Genomic DNA, 18,582 nt, shown 5'->3' with positions numbered 1-18,582 from the left:
CAATCAGATCACGGCCTTTTCGAGAAAGGGCTGGCCGGAGAGGATGCGCTGACATCCAAGGACGCTCATGTCGAGCGTCCGATACTCGCCATAGGCGATCAGTTCGGAAATGCCGCGCCCCATCGCCGGCGCCTGTTGCAGCCCATGTCCGGAGAATCCGTTCACGAGCAGGAAATTCCGTAGTTCCGGGTGTGGGCCGATCACGGCGTTCTGGTCGAGCGTGTTATAGGCGTAGTGACCGGCCCATTCCGCCCTCACCTTCAGCGCCTCGAAAGCCGGCACGCGGGCGGCGAGCGTGGGCCAGACCTTCTCCATAAAGATCTCCGGGTCCATCGCCAGATCGTCCGGCGCCACCGCGCGGTCGTCTTCCGGCGCGCATCCGGTGTGATAAGCGCCGCCGCGCGGATAGACATAAACGCCGCTCGGGTCGATCAGCAGCGGAAACGGCCCCTCGGGCGGCGTCGCCGCGTCGAAGATCCAGCAGAAGCGCTTCCTTGGCTCGACCGGAATCGAAAGACCCGCCATAGCCGCGACGCCCGATGCGCGCGGCCCGGCGGCGTTAACGACCGCGCCGGTCGCGATGCGGTCGCCAGATCTGAGCCTCACCGCCACGACCCGGTCACCGTCCCGGTCGATGGCGATGACTTCGTCGGTGGCGAATTCAACGCCGCGTTTCTTCGCCTGTTTCCGCCACCAGGGGTGCATCCCGTCACCGTCGAAATACCCCTCGTCGCGGGCGTTATGCGAAGCAAGCGCGACGCCATCCGTATTGATCGCAGGAAACGCGGCCCCGAGAGCCGCCGGGTCAAGCAGCCGGGTCGGCACGCCAAGGCTTCGTTGCAGCGCGGCCGCTTCGCGCAGCGTCGGCGCGCCGGCTTCGGTTGCGAGGAAGAGATAGCCGAAGCTCCGGATCGCGATCTCCGGCGCGTCCGCGTCGCCACCGGTCTGGTCGCGGAAATTATGGATATGCTCGGCGGCGAATTGAGAGATGCGGATGTTGATCCCGGTCGTGTATTGCTGGCGGATCGAACTGCCCGAGCGAGTCGTCGAAGCGGTTTCAAGGCTGGGATCGCGCTCAACGACCAATACCGAACCGTCGAACCCGGCGCAGGAGGCGAGAAACCAGGCGCAGGCCGAGCCGATCATGCCGCCGCCGATAATGATTACGTCATAGGCCGAACGCACTGCGCGACTCCTCCGCTTGCTCGTGCGAACACTGATGCGGTGAGTGACGGATTTCCAGCCTTGCCGGGCGATCAGCCGCGCGCTGCGACCGCGCTGATCGCCGTCGCGACGTCATGCGCGAAACTGCGGGCGGAGGAGCGCGCGGTCTCCAGCGCGTAGGTCGGCTCGTCCACGTCCGGCAATCTGCGAATGACGACGCCGATCTGCGCCATTATCGTGCGCGCGACGGCACCTTCCGGGAAATTCGCATCTGCGTAGTCGAGCGTCGAGAGCCGCGCCAGAACGTCGCGGGCCCGCCGCCCGGAGAGCGTCAGCGCGACGAACCCGTCGGAGATGTCGGTTACGTCGCCGCGATCGCCCGCCGCCGCCCTGATGCGCGCCTCGAGATCAGATTCGGCGTCCGCGCAGGCGATGAACCATTGTCCCGGCGCGAGGGCGAGAGCGACGAGTCCCGACGCCTCTGCGCTCTGTCCTTGACCGGGCAGTGTGAGGCTCTCGGCGGCGTCCAGCGCCGCCGTCAGCGCCTTGGCCGCGCCGCGCCGGGCCGCGAGAGAGACCAACGCGCGCTTCGGCGCTTCGTCGAAGACGACGCCCTGCGCTTCCGCGTGCGCGCCGCCCACAGCTTCGAAAATCGAGCGTGCTTTCAGAGTGAATTCAGCCACGGAGCCGCTCCCCTTCCGGATCGACGAAATGCGGGCTCACGATTTCGACCTCGATATCGGTCTTGCGCAGCCCGTCCCAGGCCCTGACCCGTTCGCCCTTTCTGACCGCGCCGTTGCGGATGAAACCGATACCGACATAGCTCTGCAATTCCGTCGACCAGGCGACCGAGGTCATCCAGCCGAGGCTGTTCTGCGTCAACGGCTCTGCGCCGGGGTCAAGGAAATGCGCGCCGGAGGACAGCTTCTCACTGGGGTCGAGTGGGCGGAACCCCATCATCGCCGGTCGGTCCACGGCCTGCAGTCCCTCGCGCCGCGCCATCTCGCGCCCGATGAAGCCGGTCTGCTTCTTCGCGCCGAGCCGGGCCATGCCGAGATCCCCGGCCGTGGTTCGCCCGTCCAGCTCGTTCCCGGCGGCGTGGCCCTTTTCGATTCGCATCACGCCCAGCGCCTCCGTGCCGTAGGCCGCGCCGCCCCATTCGGCGCCGGCGGCGACCAGCGCTTCCATCAGATCGTGGCCATAGCGCGCCGGAACCGCGATCTCGTAAGCCAACTCGCCCGAGAAGGAGAGCCGGAAAAGCCGCGCCTTCACCCCGCCGCAGATCGAGACCGGCGCGCAGCCCATGTAGGGCATCGCCTCGTTCGAGATATCGACGCCTTCGTCCACCAGTTTCCCGATCAGATCGCGGGCGCGCGGCCCGGCGACGGCGTATTGCGCCCATTGTTCGGTGACCGAGATCATCGAGACGTCTAGCTCCGGCCAGAGGCATTGCCGGCAGAACTCCATATGCCGCATTACCTGCACCGCTTTCGCGGTGGTGGTGGTGACGAGGTAATGATCCTCCGCCAGCCGCGCCGCCGTGCCGTCGTCGAAGACGATCCCGTCCTCGCGTAGCATTAGCCCGTAGCGGCAGCGCCCGACCTTGAGCGTGGAGAACGCGTTCTGATAGAGTCGGTCGAGAAACGCCCCAGCGTCCGGCCCCTTCACGTCGATCTTGCCGAGCGTGGTGACGTCGCAGATCCCGACCGCGCGCCGCGTCGTATCGACTTCGCGGTCGACGCTGTCGCGCCAGCCCTTCTCGGCGCCGCGCCGGAACCATTGCGCGCGGAGCCAGAGCCCGGTCTCGACGAAATCGGCGCCGTGCGCCTTCGCCCAGTCATGACTTGGCGTCAGGCGGGTGGGGTGGAAATGCGCGCCGCGATGGCGTCCGGCGAAAGCAGCGATCGGCACCGGGGTATAAGGCGGCCGGAAAACCGTGGTTCCGGTCTCAACGATGCTTTTCCCGGTCAGTTCGGCCATGACGGCGATGGCCGGGGCGTTCGCGGTCTTGCCCTGATCTGTCGCCATGCCGAGCGTGGTGTAGCGCTTCATGTGTTCGACCGAGCGGAACCCGTCGAGATATGAAAGCTTCAGGTCCTTCACCGTCACGTCGTTTTGCGGGTCGAGCCATGCGCGACTGGCGCCTTCGACCATCCAGAATGGCGTTATCGCGGTTGCGTCGTCCTCGACCTCGGGCGACTCGATGGCGCGCGCCGCTATCCCGATCTCTTCGAGCGCCGCCGCCGCCGCCTCGGCCCCCTCGCGAAAACAGGCGCTGGTGGAGAATGTCCCCTTCGCGGCCCCGGCGACGATCATGCCCGGCGGCGTGTTCGGTCCCGGAACAAAGCCGGCGATCTCTTCGTTCCAGACCGGTCTCGCGCCCAGATGGCATGTCAGATGCACACTCGGCGACCAGCCGCCTGACACCGCGACGAGGTCGGCGCTCAGGCTGTCCACCGCGCCGCCGGCGTGCCGGACCGAGACATGATCGACGCGAAGCCGCCCGCGCGCGTCCGTGACCGCGCCGCCGCGGATGACCCGGAACCCTTCGTCGCGATGCGCGCCGGGGCGGCTGTCGACCACAGTCACCTCGGCCCCCGCCGCGCGCAGATCTCGCGCCGTGCGCCAGCCGTCGTCGTTGCAGGTGAAGACGACGGCGCGCCGGCCCGGCAGCACCGCGTAGCGGTTGATCCAGGTCCGCGCCGCGCCGGAGAGCATCACGCCGGGCCGGTCGTTGTTGTCGAAGGCGATCGGGCGTTCGATCGCACCCGCAGCCAGCACCGAACGTTTCGCCACGATTTTCCAGAAGCACTGGCGCGGCAGGTTCTCATGCGGCCGGGAGAGATGTTCGCCCACCCGCTCCAGCGCGCCATAGACGCCGCCGTCATAGACGCCGAAAACCGTTGTCCGCCGCATCAGCGTGACATTGGGCGCATCGGCCAGTTCGGCGATGGCGCTCTCCGCCCAGCTCGCGCCCGACCCGCCTCCGATCTCGCCGCTTTCGGCGTTGAGACGCCCGCCCATACGGAAATCCTCATCGGCGACGACGACCCGCGCGCCGGCGCGTGAAGCGGTCAAAGCCGCCATAAGTCCGGCCGGACCCGTCCCGATCACCAGAAGATCGCAATGTGTCGCGGCGTGCTCATAGCAATCCGGGTCCGGCGCGCCGGAGAGCGCGCCGAGCCCGGCCGCGCGCCGGATCAACGGCTCGTAAAGCCGCTCCCAGAACGCCGCCGGCCACATGAAGGTCTTGTAGTAGAAACCCGCGCCGAAGAAGCGATGGAAGAGATCGTTCACCGCCATCAGATCGAACTTCAGCGAGCCGAGCCGGTTCTGGCTCCGCGCCTCGAGGCCCTCGAAAACCTCCTGCACCGTCGCGCGCACATTCGGGTCGGTCCATGCGCCGGCGCCGATCGTCACCAGCGCGTTCGGCTCTTCGGATCCGGCGGTCAGTGGCCCGCGCGGCCGGTGATATTTGAACGATCGCCCCATTAGCCTTACGCCGTTCGCCAGGAGCGCCGAAGCGAGCGTGTCGCCCTCGAACCCTTCATATGTCGCGCCATCAAAGCGGAAGCGAACCGGTTTTGTCCGGTCGATCAAGCCGCCGGCGGAAAGGCGATCAACCTGCATGGCGCGCCTCATCGACCAGCCGCACCGAGTAAATCTCGTGTGTGGACACGTTCCGCTCGACCACCAGCCATGACCCGCAGCCGCCCTCGTGGCGCCAGAGCTCGCGATGCCGGCCAGTCGGGTTGTCCCGAAGGAACACGTAATCCACCGTCGCGCCATCCTCCGGGCGCTCCAGCATCGCGGCGTCGCCGAGATAGACGAACTCCTCCCCCATCCTCGGGCCGCAAAAAGGGCAGTCGATCCTCATGGCCGGTCCCCCGTCTCGTATCGAATTGCGCCTGCCGTCACGAAGGATGCGCGATAAGTCACGGCGTAATCGCGGTGAAGGCGATAGGTCTGGCGGCGTTTGCAACTTGCGGGATGCACCTGAAAGGAACTGGGCCAATGCATTTCTTGAAAGCCGCCGCCTTCGCTGCAGTCGCCCTCGCCACGCTTTCGCTTCCCGCCGCCGCCCTGCCGCTGACCCCGGGCGGGTTGGTGTTTCCTGGCGGAACATCCGTCGCGGCCGACCCGGACCTTGTTGGAACCGTGGAGAACGACAATCTGATCACTGCGCTTTTCCAGAATGGTATCTTCGTCGCCGGCTATGACGTTCAGAACCGGGTGACGCGTTCCGGCAACACCGGCGCGCTGATATTTGGCCCCCGCATCACCGCCCTGCTCAACAATGGCTTCTCCGATAATTTCCAGGTTATCGGCTTCGACCTGACCGGGTTCGGCGGCTTCGACCTCGACGCCGATTTCCGCACGGACGGGCTGGGCGACACGGGTTTCTCGTCCATTTCCCGCTCCGGCGACGGCGATCTGCTTTCCTTCATTTTCGAATCGCCGCTTCGAAACGGACAATTGGATCAGGATCCGCATGTGGATTCCCTGTTTCCGTCTCTTGTCACCAACGCCATGGCGTTTGACCTGAGCGGAACGATGACGATCTACGGCCGCCGCATCGAGGACGGGTTGACCCTGTCGACCACGATCACCGGCCTCGCCGCGCCGACGACGGTCGTGCCGCTTCCGACGTCGGCGACGTTCCTGCTGGGGGCCGTTGGGCTGTTCGGTTTCTTGGGCCGCCGGAAGGCCTGACTGGAGGGGGCGCATGGTCGTCAATGCAGGTTCGGCTGGGCGCCGACTCCCTTTTCGTCGATCGCGTAACCGCGTTCGAACCGGTCGAGCCGCATTTCGCGTGCATATTCGTGCGGCTCGCCGGTCGCGATTAGATGCGCGTAGCACCAGCCCGAGGCCGGCGTCGCCTTGAAGCCGCCATAGCACCAGCCGCAATTCAGGTAGAGCCCGTCCACCGGCGTCTTGTCGATGATCGGCGTGCCGTCCATCGACATGTCCATGATCCCGCCCCAGGAGCGCAGCAGCTTCGCCCGCCCGAGCATCGGCATGATCGCCATCGCGCCCTCGCAAACATCCTGGACGACGGGCAGGGCGCCGCGTTGGGCGTAGGAATTATAGCCGTCGATATCGCCGCCGAAGACCAGCCCGCCCTTGTCGGACTGGCTGACATAGAAATGCCCGGCCCCGAAAGTGACGACGCCCGGCACAACCGGCTTCAGACCTTCCGAGACGAAGGCCTGCAAGACATGGCTCTCGATCGGGAGGCGAAGCCCTGCCATGGCCGCAACCTGCCCGGCGCGCCCGGCGGCGGCCATCGCGACTTTTTTCGCGCCGATATAACCGCGCGTCGTCTCGACGCCGACGACGCGGCCGCCTTCGCGGCGGATGCCCGTGACCTCGCAGTTCTGGATCAGATCGACGCCGTGTCCATCCGCCGCCCGCGCATATCCCCAGGCCACGGCGTCGTGGCGCACGGTGCCGCCACGACGCTGCAGGAGCCCGCCGGTGATCGGAAAGCGTTCGTCGTCGAAGTTCAGGAACGGGCAGAGCTTGCGCACCCCGTCCCGATCCAGCAACTCCGCGTCCGCGCCGGCCATCAGCATGGCGTTGCCGCGCCGCGCGAAGGCGTCGCGCTGCGCGTCGGAATGGCAGAGGTTCAGCACCCCGCGCTGCGAAACCATGGCGTTATAGTTGATGTCCTGCTCCAGCCCCTCCCAGAGCTTCAGCGAATGCTCATAAAAGGGTTCGTTTCCGGGCAGCAGATAGTTCGAGCGGATGATTGTCGTATTTCGACCGATATTGCCGGAGCCGAGATAGCCCTTCTCGACTACGGCGACATTGGTGATCCCGTGATTGCGGGCCAGATACCAAGCCGTCGCCAAGCCGTGACCGCCCCCGCCGATTATGACGACGTCGTATTCCGCCTTCGGTTCCGGCTCCCGCCAGACGGGTTTCCAGCCCCGGTTGCCGGTCAGCCCCTCGCGGATGATCGAGAATACGGAATAGGTCATGGCGTGCTCCTCAAGCGAGAGTGACTGCGCTGTGCGGCGCGGGCTTTCATTTTTCGACCGATTTCTTATAGATTTCAGCATGGCCTACCGCGTCGCGTTTCTTCTTGTTCCCGGTTTCGCGCTGATGTCCTACGCGAGCGCTGTGGAGCCCTTGCGCGCGGCGAATCTCCTTTCCGGGCGCCGGCTATATGACTGGCGCCATATCGCGCCCGAAGGCGCCCGTGTCGCGGCGTCCTCGGGGGCCGAGATCCCGTGCGAGGAGGAAGCCGCCGCCGCCACGAATCCCGATCTTCTCATCGCCGTCGCCGGCGGGCGACCGGAGCGGTTTCGTCATGCCGGCGCCATGGCCTTCATCCGCCGCGCCGCGCGGGCCGGCGTGCGAATCGGCGGCGTCTCCGGCGGGCCGGTCATTCTCGCCGCCGCCGGGGTGATGGCGGGCCGTCGGATGACCGTCCACTGGGAACATGCCGAGGCGTTGGCCGAGGCGGAGCCGGACCTTGCGCTGACCCGCGCGCTCTATGTGATCGACCGCGACCGGGTGACCTCCGCCGGTGGGGCGGCGCCGCTTGACATGATGCACGCGCTGATCGCGGATCATCATGGGGCCGAACTCGCAGCGAAGGTGTCCGATTGGTTCCATCACACGGAGATACGCCCCGAAGCCGGCCGTCAGCGCGCGCGCATGGGTGAGCGCCATCCCCTGCTCGCGGCCGCTTTCGCGCTGATGGAGACGAATGCGGCGACGCCGCTCTCGCGCGCCGAGGTCGCGGCCCGGCTAGGTGTTTCCGAGCGCCGGCTCGGCCGTCTCTTCAGCGAGCGGGTCGGACGCGGTTTCGCCGCCGCCTACCGCGACCTGCGGCTGGCGCGGGCGCGCGACCTGATGCGCCAGACCAGTCTGCCGCTGACCGAAATCGCCTATGCGAGCGGGTTCTCCAGCCCTTCGCACCTCTCGACCGCCTATCGCGCGGTGTATGGTCTTAGCCCCTCGGCGGATCGCGGGTGACGGCGTCAGCCTCGCCATGCGCACGGCGGCGATCCATTCGCCCTGTTTTTCCCGATATCGGATACGGTCAGGGCTCCTGTCGCATCGCAGGAGACACGCGGACGCCAGCGTCGCGCCAAACGGCTCAAAGGTCGATGGAGATGACGCCGCCCGGCGCCTTCGCCCGCGATGAGCAGAGCATCATCTGCGTTTCCCGCTGCTTCGGGCCGAGGACGAAATCACGGTGTTCGACTTCTCCCGAGAGCACGCCGCATTTGCAGACGCCGCAGATCCCGTCCTCGCATTTCATCGGCACGCTCACCCCTATCCGGGCGAGCGCGGCGGTCGGGCGTTCATCCGCCGCCACCTCGACCTCTCGCCCGTCGGTGAGCCGGAGCGTGAACGGGTGATCCTCCCACTCCGGCTGTTCGGGAACCGAGAAATATTCGCGCCGCAACGCTTCCTCCGGCCATCCGTGCGCCATGCCCGCCGCGAGAACGGCGTTCATGTAGCGATCTGGTCCGCATGTGTAGAGAACCGCACCTTCGGTCCATTTGCCGATCACCGCGTTGAGATCGATGCGCGTCCCCTCGTCGGAGAAATGGAGATGCGCCCGCTCCGCCCACGGCGCCGCGGCGATATCTTTCAGATAGCCGGCGGCGGCGCGCGTGGCGGCGGAATAATGCAGCGCAAAATCCGCCCCGATGGCGTGGAGGCGATGCGCCATCGCGATCATCGGGGTGACGCCGATGCCGCCGCCCATCAGCAGCGTCCTGGTCGCACTTTCTTCCAGCGGGAAATGATTGAGCGGCCTGCCGATCCAGACCTTGCGGCCGGGCGTAAAGATCCGGTGCATCAGCTTCGACCCGCCGCGCCCCGAATCCTCCCGCAGGACGCCGATCTCGTAGGCCGAGCGGTCGGCTGGATCGCCAGACAGCGAATATTGCCTGAAGAACTCCGGCGCGACGACGATGTCGATATGCGCGCCGGCCTCGACTGCGGGCAATTCCGCGCCATCGGCGGCGCGGAGCCGATATTTCGTGATATCCGGCGTCATCCGTTCGGCCAGCTCCACTTCCGCGCGGATCACCGGCGGCGGGCCTTCGGGTATCCTGAACTCGTGGACGACGCGCAGGTCGCCCTTCGCGACCCGCTCGCGATGCTCCTTCGCCCCGACCATGGCCTGATAGGCCTCGATCCCCGCTTCACGATCCATCGGGAAGGGAAATGGAAAGGGCGGCGGCGCCAGCGGCGCGGGATAGACGGCGAGAACCTGATCTTCGTAGCGAAGGTTCAGGTCCGGTTGCAGATCGCGCGCGTTCACCTCCGTTTCGGTCAGCTGGTAGGGGCCGTCGCCCTCCATCTCCAGATCCCACCACCATTTCTTGACCTTGTTGAGCCGGCCGTTCCCGAGCCTGTCGTCGAGCGCGGCGAGTCCTTTGGCGGCGCCAGGCAGATTCATCGCCGCCCAGCGGAACGGCTTCTCGGCGAAGAGGCCCTCAAGGTTCCAGGGGCAGGTTTTCATGCAGCGCCCACACATCGCGCCGTTCTGCTGCGTGATGCGGTATTGTGTGCAGCGCTGGCTGTCCGATTTCCAGATCTCATAGCCGTTGAACATCAGCTTCGGTCCGGCGGTGATGGCGCCCGACGGGCACTCGCGGGCGCATTTGTTGCAGGACTCGCAAAACCTCTGCAGCCCGAAATCAATCGGTTTGTCGTGAGCCAGCGGCATGTCGGTGGTGATCGCGCCTGATTTGAGCCGCGGCCCGAGGAACGGGTTCAGGATCACCTCGCCGATCCGGCTGACCTCGCCGAGACCGGAGAGAAGCAGAAGCGGCGGCTGCAGCACCTCGCCATCCATCACCGTGTGTGTGCGGGCGGACCAGCCGAGCCGGCGGATCTGTTCGGCGACGATCCCGCCGAGGAGAGAGAACCGCAGATAGGCGCGCATGGATTGCGCCGCAGCGACCCAATCGTCGCCGGAAGCGCCCTCCATCGTCTCGCGCCCCTGATCGATGATTACGGAGATCGCATTCGGGTGATAGGCGTCGAGGGGCGCGCCCGCCGCGTCATGGCTGTAATAGGCCCAGTCCGGGCAGCGGCTGATCCCGACCGCGTCCGCGCCGAGGAAATAGAGCGCGGCTTTCACGTTCTCTGCGTTCCGGTCGGCGTCCTTCGGTCGCGCTCCGTCCTGCGCCGGCCCGTCCTGCATCAGCGTGAACGCGCCGAGCGCCTGGCGAAAGGCGTAGGAAAGCGCGGATTTCCTCACATAGTTCCCCATTCGCGCGCCATCCTGCACCGTCTTCCCCATATCGCCGAACTGCGCGCGCGCGAACATGTCGGCGCGTTTTGGCACGCGGGCGACATGTGCTTCGTCGATATAGGTTGTTGGCGTTTCGACGCGCTTCAGCGTCTCGAAGGGATGTGCGCCGTCGACGAAGCGGCGCTTCGCGAACGGCGTTTCATCGCCGGCATGGCGCTGATGCCGACCCAGGCCGCGCCAGCCGGGGCCGTGGCTTCGCCAGCGATCCGCCGGCGCGCGCGGCGCGAGCGGCCGATCGGCCGCGATCCCGAACGTCGTCGTCACCGCCGCGATTCCGAAACGCTGGCCGAGATAGGGGTTCGAGAGCGCACCCCCCTCCACCTCGCCGAGTCCGGCCGCGAGGCAGAGCCGGTTCAGATCGACATCCGTCGCCGTGGCGTTGTGTGCGCGCGCCTCGAAGCCGAGGAGGCGCAGATAATTGGCGATGATCGCGCCAAGTTCGGCCCCGCGAAGACAGGCGCGCTCCGCCTGACAGCCTCTGATCCATTCCGCGCCAGGCTCGTCCGTTTCGGGTTCGCGCGGAAACTCGTGAAGGAACACCAGCGCGTGGGTGTGATGCGCGGCGGAGGTCGGCGGCCGCCGCATGGAATCGCGCAGATCCGCCATGATGACGTCGATGCCGGAGGCCAGCGTCGTCGTTTGTCGCGTCGCAAGATCCTCGGCCAGCCGCGCGACATCCGCGTTGGCGACCGGCTCGTCCAGGAACATCTTCGGCGTCAGGACGCAGGTCCCCGCCTGCGCCGCATCGCAGAAATAGGCGAATGACTTCAGATGATTGGCGCGCTCTACCGGGTCGGTCGGCAAGCGGCCGCGCTCAGCTTTCACGAGGCCGTCGCGGATCGCGTCGAGCACCGCCTGATAATCGGTCATCGCATTGACGAGCGAGGTCGCCTCCGCCTCCCGTTTCATGGCGAGCGGGTGGAATGGCGGCGCCGCCGACAGGTCGATGGCGTCCGCGCGCTTCAGAGTCTCGAGTGGAAACGGGCCGAGGTGAACCGGCCTGTCCCGGTCGGACAGGAATCGCATCTCAGGTTGTGCTTTCGCGGCTGTTCATCGGTCAATTCGCTGAGGTTTGGGCGTCCGCGCCGGCTCTGGCTTTGGTTCGGGGTCAGGTTCGGCGCGGACCTCGGAGCGTGGTTCGGCCACGGGTTCCGGCGCCGTAACCCGCGCGGAGGGCGCCGGCGCGGCTGTGCTCGACGGCGCATCCATCTCCTGGAGCGCGGCGCGCGCCATCTGCGCCGCCTGCGTATCCGGTTGGGCTTCGATGGCGGCGAGCCAGGCGCGGCGGGCCTCCGTCTCGTCGCCGCGGGCGCGCGCGGCCATGCCCAGTTCGAACCAGCCCGGCGCATGGACGGCGTCGGCGGCCACCGCCGCTTCGGCGTCCGCCCGCCCGCCGGCGGTGTCGCCGCTGAGCCGCCGCGCCGCCGCCCTGAGGGCCAGCGCTTCCGCATCGCCAGGGCGAAGGCGCAGCGCCGTGTCGAGATCTGCGCGCGCCCCCGTCCAATCCCCGGCGCCGCCGCGAATCGTCGCGCGTTCGACATAGGCCGGCGCCGCCGCTGCGCCGAGGGCGGGCGCCAGCGCCGGCGCCAGCGCGGCCGTCGCGCCCGCATCGTCGCCTTCGGCGCGATAAAGTCGCGCAGCCTGTACGCGGACCGCCGCCGCCTCCTCCGGCGCCAGCTCGGGCGCGCCGGCCAGCGCCTCCAGTTTCTCCGCCGCCGTCCGGTTCGCGCCCTGAGCCGAGAGCGCCATCGCCTCGCAGTGCAACGCGCCAAGTGCGCCGGTGGCCTCATACCAGTCCACAGCCGCGTTTCGCGCGCGCTCCGCGTCCTTTTCAACCAGCGCCGCGCACTTGCTATAGGAACTGACCGCCCCCGCCACGCCTGGCGCGAGCGCGATCAGGAGCAGGGGCGTGATGAGGGGCGCAAGGGCTCGCGTCATGGCGACTCCGTCAGCTATGAATGCCGCACCATATCGACCCGTGAAGCGAGACCCAATGGGAGATCGACCACTCATGCTCGCAGCCGGCCTCGGCTACGCAGCGCGCGCTCTGGCGCCAACTCTGATCGCACGCGGCTGGCGAGTGATCGGAACGCATCGCAATGTTGCGGACGGCGCTGCGATCGCCGCCCTCGGCGTGCGGCCGGCGCTCTGGCCGCCGGCGCCCGAAATCGTGGCGGAGGCGACGCACCTTCTGGTCTCCGCGGCGCCGGATGAGGCTGGCGACCCGGTGCTGCGCGCCCTTGGCGCCGCGTTGAAATTGGCGCCGCGGCTCGAATGGGTCGGCTATCTTTCGACGACGGGTGTTTATGGCGACCGCGGCGGCGACTGGGTCGATGAGAAGAGCCCGCTCGCCCCCACGACCGTCCGCGGCGTCCGCCGGGTGAGGGCGGAGGCGGAGTGGCGCGCGGCGGGTCTCCCGCTTCATATCTTCCGTCTCGCCGGCATCTACGGGCCAGGCCGCAGCCCCTTCGCCAAGCTCCGGGACGGCGCGGCGTGGCGCATCGTCAAACCGGGGCAGGTCTTCGGCCGTATTCACCGCGACGACCTCGCGGCCGCGCTTCTCGCGTCGGTCGAGCGTCCGCATCCCGGCGCGATCTACAATCTCTGCGATGATCTTCCGGCTCCTCCGGAAGATGTGATCGAGTACGCCGCGCGGCTGCTCGGCGTGACGCCGCCCCCCGCGATCCCTATCGAGGAAGCCGAGATTTCGCCCATGGCGCGCAGCTTTTACGCCGAATCGAAGCGCGTCTCGAACCGCCTGCTGCGTGACGAACTGGGCGTCACGCTCGCCTATCCGACCTATCGGGAAGGGCTGATCGCCGATCTGGCGGAAGAGGGCGCCGCGGCGCCATTGCATAGGCCCGAGCGGGGCATAAGTTGACGTCGAGGCGCGGATCGCCGCCGGCAAATCATAACAAAGGAGATCGTCGCATGACCGAACAATCCACCTATGAGCCGCCCAGGGTCTGGAAGTGGGAGGCTGAAAGCGGCGGTAAGTTCGCCAGCATCAACCGACCAATCGCCGGCCCGACCCATGAAAAGGACCTGCCGGTGGGCGAGCATCCGCTCCAGCTCTACTCGCTGGCGACGCCGAACGGCGTGAAGGTGACGGTCATGCTTGAGGAACTGCTCGCGCGTGGCCACGAGGGCGCCGAGTACGACGCCTGGCTGATCAGGATCAGCGATGGCGACCAGTTCAGCTCCGGCTTTGTCGCGGCCAACCCGAATTCGAAGATTCCGGCGTTGGTGGACCGAAGCGGGCCGGAGCCGGTGCGGGTCTTCGAGTCGGGCTCGATCCTCGTCCATCTCGCCGAAAAATTTGGCGAATTTCTTCCTGAATCCGGTCCGGCCCGGACGGAAACGCTCAACTGGCTGTTCTGGCAGATGGGTTCCGCCCCCTATCTCGGCGGCGGCTTCGGACATTTCTACGCCTATGCGCCGGAAAAGTGGCAGTATCCGATCGATCGTTTCGCGATGGAGACGAAGCGCCAGTTGGATGTGCTGGAGCGCCGTCTCGGCGAGAGCGCCCATGTCGCCGGCGAAGACTACAGCATCGCCGACATGGCGATCTGGCCCTGGTATGGCCAGCTCGCCCTCGGCAGGCTTTATGACGCCGGCGAATTTCTTGACGTTGAAACCTACGGCAACGTCCAGAAATGGGCGAAGGCGATCGACGCGCGCCCGGCGGTCAGACGTGGGCGCATGGTCAACCGCGCTTTCGGCGAGCCGGAAACCCAGCTTCACGAACGCCACGACGCCTCGGACTTCGCGACGCGAACGCAGGATAAGCTCGAAGCGGTGAATTAGGCTGGCGCGCAGGCGTCACCGGGCCGCTTCGCTCGTCACCGGGTCGAGCAGGTGAAGACGGGCGGCGCCGGCGGTCATCTCGCCCGTCGCCCGGTTGAAGCGGAGATGGGCGAGCCCTTCTCCGTCGGCTACGGTGAAAAGCGTTCCCGCCGGTTTGCCGTCCGCCTCTACCGGCGTTCCGGGCGCGGCCTCGCCGTCGACCCGGACGCGTACGAGACCCTTTTTCAGTTCGGTCTTGTGCTTCATTCGCGCGGTGACCTCCTGACCGACATAGCAGCCCTTGCGGAAATCGACGCCGTGGAGGCGCTCGAACCCAGCCTCCAGTATGTAGGTCTCATCGGGGATCAGCTCGACCCCGCTCTCCGGCACGCAATGTGCGACACGAAGCGCGTCATAATCGGCGAATGTGGCAGGGCGCGCGCCTTCGGGAGGTTGCGGGTCCGCGTCGATCAGCCGCCAGCCGAGCGCTTCGTGGCGCGGATCGGGCCGCGCGCCCTTGGGCGCATCGCCGCCCCAGCCGAGCGCGCATTTCAGTTCGGTCTGCGCGAGATCGACCTTCCGGCGCAGGCGATAGAGGGTCAGACGCTGCGCCAGCGCCGGCGCGCGGTCGGCGGCGACGTCGATCAGCAGGTCGTCGCCATCGGCCCAGATGAAGAAATCGAAGAGGAATTTGCCTTGCGGCGTCAAGAGCGCGCCATAGGCCAGCCGATCCGATTCGATTCGGGATAGATCGCAGGTTACCAAGTCTTGCATGAATGCAACCGTATCCGGCCCTGAAAGCCGGAGAACACCGCGGCGCCCGTCGATCAGCCAGTTCATCGTTATCTTCACTCCATATCGAGATATTCAGCGAACGCCGCCAGGGTGATGCGCCAGCGCCGATAGGTCGCGCGAATGTTTTCCTCGGTCACGCCGCCATCAACCACCACGCTCATCTGAAGCGCGACCTCGCCCAATTCGTCCCGCCACGCCTTGCCGAAATGATAGATTTCGTTCCAGCGATTCGCGATTTCCGCATCCTCGCCGGGGACCAGGCTGGGCGCCAGCGCGCGATATTCGAAACTGAGGCAGGCGCTGCCGGGCCCTGCCGGATCGATGAAATCGCCGCCGTCGCATTCGTAAAAGAAGACTTCGAACGCGATCGGTTTGACGTCTGACGGGCCGATTTGCAGCGGCTCCGATCGCAGGGTCGTATCGCCGCCGGTCGTCACCTGCGTCAGCATCGCGCCCTCCGCCTCCAGCAGAGCCTCCAGTGTCTGCGGAGAGATCGAGGTCAGCACGGTGCTTGCGCTCGCGGCCGGCGCGCTCCAGAGCCCGGCCGCGAACGCAAGCGCACAGGCCGGGAATACGCTCAGTGATTTGGTTTTCATCGCGGATGAGTCTAGCACGGATATCGGAATTGTCGCGCCCGCGCTCCCGCGGCCCGGAATATCGCTTGCCGCATGGCATGGCGGGCGGGAGACTGTCCGTGACCCGGCCTGATGCAGGCCCGAACAAATGGAGAAGGCCAATGTCCTCGTCGATCGCCCGCCACCCTTCGACTCATAACGACCCGCATTGGAAGCTTCGCGCGGATCTCGCCGCCGCGTTCCGCTGGGCGGTGCGGATGAACTGGCATGAAGGGGTCTCGAACCATTTCTCCGCCGTTGTCGACGATGACGGCGGCAAGCGGTTCCTGATGAACCGCGACCAGATCCATTTCTCCCGCGTCTCGGCGTCCAATCTCCTGCTTCTGGACGCGGATGACCCGGATGTGATGGATGGCCCCGACGCGCCCGATCCGACGGCCTGGGCGCTGCACGGCTCGATTCACCGCCGCGTTCCGCACGCGCGCGTCGCGATCCATCTGCATTCGAAATACGCCACCGTCCTCGCCTGCCTCCAGGACAGCCGGATGCCGGCGATCGATCAGAACGCGGCGATGTTCCATGATCGCGTGATCATCGACGAACATTATGGCGGCCTCGCGCTCGACGAGGAGGGCGAACGTTGCGCCGCGCTCTTCACCGATCCGAAGAAGAAGGTGATGGTGATGGGCAATCACGGCGTCATGGTGATCGGAGACACCGTCGCCGACGCGCTGAACCGCACCTATTTCTTTGAACGAGCGGCGGAGAATCTGATCACCGCCTACATGACGCAGCGCCCGCTTCGGGTGCTTTCCGACGAGATCGCCGCCAAGACAGCCGCCGAAGTGGAGAGCTATCCCGGCCAGGCCGCGCGGCATCTCGCGGAGATCAAGCTGATCCTCGACAAGACCGAGCCAGACTACGCCACATGACGGGGACGGTTGAGATCGGTGGACCGAGACCGGGCGACTTCGGCTGGCTGATCGGTCTCCACGGCCGCTGGTACGCCGAGAGAATGGGATTCGGCGTCGATTTCGAGCGCCGCATCGCCACCATCGTCGCGGATGTGGCGGCGCGGCTCGCCCCGCCGCGCGTGACCATGCTGGTGGCGCGGGACCCGCAAGGGCCGCTCGCCACGCTGACCGCCGATGCTGACGACCCCGACGCCGCCGGGCGTGGCCATATTCGCATCGTGATCGCTGAGGAGCGGGCGAAAGGACGGGGATTGGGCAAGCGGCTCATGGCGATGGGGCTGGAGTCTCTCTCCGTCTCCGGCTCGACTGGCGCCTGGCTCGACACCTGCAAAGGGCTCGACGCCGCGCGCGCCGTCTATCTCGACGCTGGTTTCAGGCTCGTCGCGGAGGCGGAGGGCGACAACTGGGGCGTCCATGTGGTCGAACAACGCTATGAGCTGGATTTCTGAGGGCGCACCACCAGCCAGGCCGTCATTCCCGCCCAGATCAACGCCAGCGCTCCCCATGTTATCGCGTAATTCAGGTGGTTGTTCGGCACGTTGATCGCCTCGATTGGTCGCGGGATGGGCCAGTCGCCCACCGCGGTGGAGGTCTCGGCGACGATGAGCACCGGTTCGGTCCCGAAGAGCGCCGCCATCTCGTCGAGATCACGATTGACCCAGACATTGTCCACTGCGCCGAAATCCGGGCCTTCGCGGCCTTCGTCTGGCCAGCGGAGCGCGCCGGTGATCTCAATCACCCCGTCCGGCGCCGGGGTCGGACGCGACGCGGCGCCGGCGACGTTCTTCTCCGTGACCGGGAGATAGCCGCGATCGACGAGCACCCGCCGCCCATCGTCCAGCACGAATGGCTGGATCACCCGGTAGCCAGGGCCGTAAGGGGGCAGCGACGTCAGCAGCGGCGCATCGTCGAAGCCGTGCGCGCCCGGCGCGCCGTCAAAGCGACCCTTGATGACGACGCGGGTGAATTCCTGGGTTGCGGGGTCAAACGCCTCCGGCAGCGCCGTCGGCGCGCCGGAGAGGCGCGTCTCCAAAGTGGTGATCACGCCTTCTTTCCATTCCAGGCGCTGGATCTGCCAGATGCAAAGGCTGACCAGAACAGCGGCGCCAAGCGCGCCGGTCAGCACCAGTCCGCGCTTCCTGAAAAGAGAAGGGCGGCCTGAGCCGCCCTTTTCCGAACCATGGGACATGAGCCGTCAACTGCCCCATACGTAGATGCAGAAGAACAGGAAGAGCCAGACGACATCGACGAAGTGCCAGTACCAAACGGCGGCTTCGAAACCGATGTGCTTCTCCGGTGTGAAATGGCCCTTCAGCGCCCGGAAGTAGCAGACGAAAAGGAAGATCGTGCCGATGATGACATGGAAGCCGTGGAACCCGGTCGCCATGTAGAAATTCGCGCCATAGATATTGCCGGAGAAGCCGAACGCGGCGTGGCTGTACTCGTAGGCTTGCGTGATCGTGAAGAGGATGCCGAGAAGGCCGGCGATCAGCAGACCCCATTTCAGTCCTTCGCGATCGTTCTCCTGCACGGCGTGGTGCGCCCAGGTCGCGGCGCAGCCGGAGGTCAGCAGGATCAGTGTGTTGATGAGCGGCAGATGCCAGGGGTCGAACGTCTCAATTCCCACCGGCGGCCAGACCGCCTGTCCAACCGTCACGCCGCTAATCTCGCCCATCGGATAGATCGCGTGCTTGAAGAAGGACCAGAACCACGCCGCGAAGAACATCACCTCAGAGGTGATGAACATGATCACGCCATAGCGGATGCCGATCTGGACCACCGGCGTATGGTCTCCGGCCTGGCTTTCGGCGACGACTTCCGACCACCAGCCGTACATTGTGTAGAGAACGCCGAGAAAGCCGATAAGGCAGATATAGGGCGTGATGTCATGGAACCACAGCACCGCGCCGAACAGCATGACGAAGGCGCTGACCGCGCCCGTGAACGGCCAGATGCTGGGCGCGAGGATGTGGTAGTCGTGGTTCTTCTCGTGGGCCAT

General features: G+C 66.5%; 17 protein-coding genes. 6 read left to right on the top strand and 11 right to left on the bottom strand.

The genetic code is table 11. From position 1 onward, the window contains the following. Window positions 1-3: 3 nt before the first annotated feature. The 4 genes from G5B40_RS12745 to G5B40_RS12730 all read right to left on the bottom strand — a co-directional run bounded on the left by G5B40_RS12745 (window position 4) and on the right by G5B40_RS12730 (window position 5,041). A complete protein-coding gene (locus tag G5B40_RS12745) occupies window positions 4-1,185 on the bottom strand; it encodes an NAD(P)/FAD-dependent oxidoreductase (protein ID WP_343040172.1) in 1,182 nt (393 codons plus the stop codon). Window positions 1,186-1,256: 71 nt separating this feature from the next. Next, entirely contained in the window at window positions 1,257-1,847 is a 591-nt protein-coding gene (locus tag G5B40_RS12740; protein ID WP_165099240.1) for a sarcosine oxidase subunit gamma, read from the bottom strand. Then, entirely contained in the window at window positions 1,840-4,794 is a 2,955-nt protein-coding gene (locus tag G5B40_RS12735) for a sarcosine oxidase subunit alpha family protein (RefSeq protein ID WP_246209496.1), read from the bottom strand. Before G5B40_RS12735 ends, G5B40_RS12740 begins: the two co-directional genes overlap by 8 nt. Beyond that, a complete protein-coding gene (locus G5B40_RS12730; protein ID WP_165099235.1) occupies window positions 4,784-5,041 on the bottom strand; it encodes a sarcosine oxidase subunit delta in 258 nt (85 codons plus the stop codon). Before G5B40_RS12730 ends, G5B40_RS12735 begins: the two co-directional genes overlap by 11 nt. 137 nt (window positions 5,042-5,178) lie before the next feature. Between G5B40_RS12730 and G5B40_RS12725 the strand changes: the two genes are divergently transcribed. After that, complete coding sequence (locus G5B40_RS12725; protein ID WP_165099232.1) at window positions 5,179-5,877, top strand: hypothetical protein; 699 nt, start codon at window positions 5,179-5,181, stop codon at window positions 5,875-5,877. A gap of 20 nt (window positions 5,878-5,897) precedes the next feature. Here the strand turns inward: G5B40_RS12725 and G5B40_RS12720 are convergent, their stop codons facing one another. Beyond that, the gene (locus G5B40_RS12720) at window positions 5,898-7,148 is read right to left on the bottom strand and encodes a sarcosine oxidase subunit beta family protein (protein ID WP_165099229.1); all 1,251 of its coding nucleotides are present in this window, start codon (window positions 7,146-7,148) and stop codon (window positions 5,898-5,900) included. A 79-nt stretch (window positions 7,149-7,227) separates the two neighbouring features. On the opposite strand from G5B40_RS12720, the gene G5B40_RS12715 reads away from it, so the two are divergent. Beyond that, window positions 7,228-8,151 (top strand): GlxA family transcriptional regulator, encoded by a 924-nt coding sequence (locus tag G5B40_RS12715; RefSeq protein ID WP_165099226.1) that lies wholly within the window; start codon window positions 7,228-7,230, stop codon window positions 8,149-8,151. Window positions 8,152-8,275: 124 nt separating this feature from the next. On the opposite strand, the gene G5B40_RS12710 is transcribed toward G5B40_RS12715, so the two are convergent. After that, a complete protein-coding gene (locus tag G5B40_RS12710) occupies window positions 8,276-11,479 on the bottom strand; it encodes a 2Fe-2S iron-sulfur cluster-binding protein (RefSeq protein WP_165099223.1) in 3,204 nt (1,067 codons plus the stop codon). A 24-nt stretch (window positions 11,480-11,503) separates the two neighbouring features. Further along, window positions 11,504-12,391, bottom strand: a complete 888-nt coding sequence (locus G5B40_RS12705) for a tetratricopeptide repeat protein (RefSeq protein ID WP_165099220.1) — start codon at window positions 12,389-12,391, stop codon at window positions 11,504-11,506. A gap of 55 nt (window positions 12,392-12,446) precedes the next feature. Between G5B40_RS12705 and G5B40_RS12700 the strand changes: the two genes are divergently transcribed. Both G5B40_RS12700 and yghU read left to right on the top strand, forming a co-directional pair. Continuing rightward, a complete protein-coding gene (locus G5B40_RS12700; protein ID WP_165099218.1) occupies window positions 12,447-13,334 on the top strand; it encodes an SDR family oxidoreductase in 888 nt (295 codons plus the stop codon). Between the two features lie 50 nt (window positions 13,335-13,384). Continuing rightward, window positions 13,385-14,260: a glutathione-dependent disulfide-bond oxidoreductase gene (gene yghU, locus G5B40_RS12695; RefSeq protein WP_165099215.1), complete on the top strand. Its 876-nt coding sequence runs from the start codon at window positions 13,385-13,387 to the stop codon at window positions 14,258-14,260. 15 nt (window positions 14,261-14,275) lie between these two features. On the opposite strand, the gene ygfZ is transcribed toward yghU, so the two are convergent. Beyond that, window positions 14,276-15,079: a CAF17-like 4Fe-4S cluster assembly/insertion protein YgfZ gene (ygfZ, locus tag G5B40_RS12690; RefSeq protein WP_165099213.1), complete on the bottom strand. Its 804-nt coding sequence runs from the start codon at window positions 15,077-15,079 to the stop codon at window positions 14,276-14,278. An 8-nt stretch (window positions 15,080-15,087) separates the two neighbouring features. Next, on the bottom strand, window positions 15,088-15,630 hold the full coding sequence (locus G5B40_RS12685; protein WP_165099211.1) for a YbjN domain-containing protein: 543 nt from the start codon (window positions 15,628-15,630) through the stop codon (window positions 15,088-15,090). A 140-nt stretch (window positions 15,631-15,770) separates the two neighbouring features. Here G5B40_RS12685 and G5B40_RS12680 point away from each other — a divergent pair, with 140 nt between their 5' ends. Both G5B40_RS12680 and G5B40_RS12675 read left to right on the top strand, forming a co-directional pair. Beyond that, entirely contained in the window at window positions 15,771-16,541 is a 771-nt protein-coding gene (locus G5B40_RS12680; RefSeq protein WP_165099209.1) for a class II aldolase/adducin family protein, read from the top strand. Next, window positions 16,538-17,032, top strand: coding sequence for a GNAT family N-acetyltransferase (locus G5B40_RS12675; protein ID WP_165099207.1), 495 nt, complete (start codon window positions 16,538-16,540; stop codon window positions 17,030-17,032). Before G5B40_RS12680 ends, G5B40_RS12675 begins: the two co-directional genes overlap by 4 nt. On the opposite strand, the gene G5B40_RS12670 is transcribed toward G5B40_RS12675, so the two are convergent. Then, window positions 17,014-17,709, bottom strand: a complete 696-nt coding sequence (locus tag G5B40_RS12670; RefSeq protein WP_165099205.1) for an SURF1 family protein — start codon at window positions 17,707-17,709, stop codon at window positions 17,014-17,016. The genes G5B40_RS12675 and G5B40_RS12670 overlap by 19 nt on opposite strands. Window positions 17,710-17,778: 69 nt before the next feature. Continuing rightward, entirely contained in the window at window positions 17,779-18,582 is an 804-nt protein-coding gene (locus tag G5B40_RS12665; RefSeq protein WP_165099202.1) for a cytochrome c oxidase subunit 3, read from the bottom strand.

The organism is Pikeienuella piscinae (assembly GCF_011044155.1).
Lineage (GTDB): Bacteria > Pseudomonadota > Alphaproteobacteria > Rhodobacterales > Rhodobacteraceae > Pikeienuella > Pikeienuella piscinae.
Note: the sequence above shows the minus strand (reverse complement) of the source record. Positions and strands in the feature narration are given on the sequence as shown.

Bases quoted from the DNA above. Each gene is read 5' to 3' on its own strand.
- G5B40_RS12715 (WP_165099226.1), top strand. From the start codon at position 7,228: ATGGCCTACCGCGTCGCGTTTCTTCTTGTTCCCGGTTTCGCGCTGATG.
- G5B40_RS12710 (WP_165099223.1), bottom strand. From the start codon at position 11,479: ATGCGATTCCTGTCCGACCGGGACAGGCCGGTTCACCTCGGCCCGTTT.
- G5B40_RS12720 (WP_165099229.1), bottom strand. From the start codon at position 7,148: ATGACCTATTCCGTATTCTCGATCATCCGCGAGGGGCTGACCGGCAAC.
- G5B40_RS12705 (WP_165099220.1), bottom strand. From the start codon at position 12,391: ATGACGCGAGCCCTTGCGCCCCTCATCACGCCCCTGCTCCTGATCGCG.
- G5B40_RS12675 (WP_165099207.1), top strand. From the start codon at position 16,538: ATGACGGGGACGGTTGAGATCGGTGGACCGAGACCGGGCGACTTCGGC.
- G5B40_RS12700 (WP_165099218.1), top strand. From the start codon at position 12,447: ATGGGAGATCGACCACTCATGCTCGCAGCCGGCCTCGGCTACGCAGCG.
- G5B40_RS12680 (WP_165099209.1), top strand. From the start codon at position 15,771: ATGTCCTCGTCGATCGCCCGCCACCCTTCGACTCATAACGACCCGCAT.
- G5B40_RS12730 (WP_165099235.1), bottom strand. From the start codon at position 5,041: ATGAGGATCGACTGCCCTTTTTGCGGCCCGAGGATGGGGGAGGAGTTC.
- G5B40_RS12685 (WP_165099211.1), bottom strand. From the start codon at position 15,630: ATGAAAACCAAATCACTGAGCGTATTCCCGGCCTGTGCGCTTGCGTTC.
- G5B40_RS12665 (WP_165099202.1), bottom strand. From the start codon at position 18,582: ATGGCCCACGAGAAGAACCACGACTACCACATCCTCGCGCCCAGCATC.
- ygfZ (WP_165099213.1), bottom strand. From the start codon at position 15,079: ATGAACTGGCTGATCGACGGGCGCCGCGGTGTTCTCCGGCTTTCAGGG.
- yghU (WP_165099215.1), top strand. From the start codon at position 13,385: ATGACCGAACAATCCACCTATGAGCCGCCCAGGGTCTGGAAGTGGGAG.
- G5B40_RS12725 (WP_165099232.1), top strand. From the start codon at position 5,179: ATGCATTTCTTGAAAGCCGCCGCCTTCGCTGCAGTCGCCCTCGCCACG.
- G5B40_RS12735 (WP_246209496.1), bottom strand. From the start codon at position 4,794: ATGCAGGTTGATCGCCTTTCCGCCGGCGGCTTGATCGACCGGACAAAA.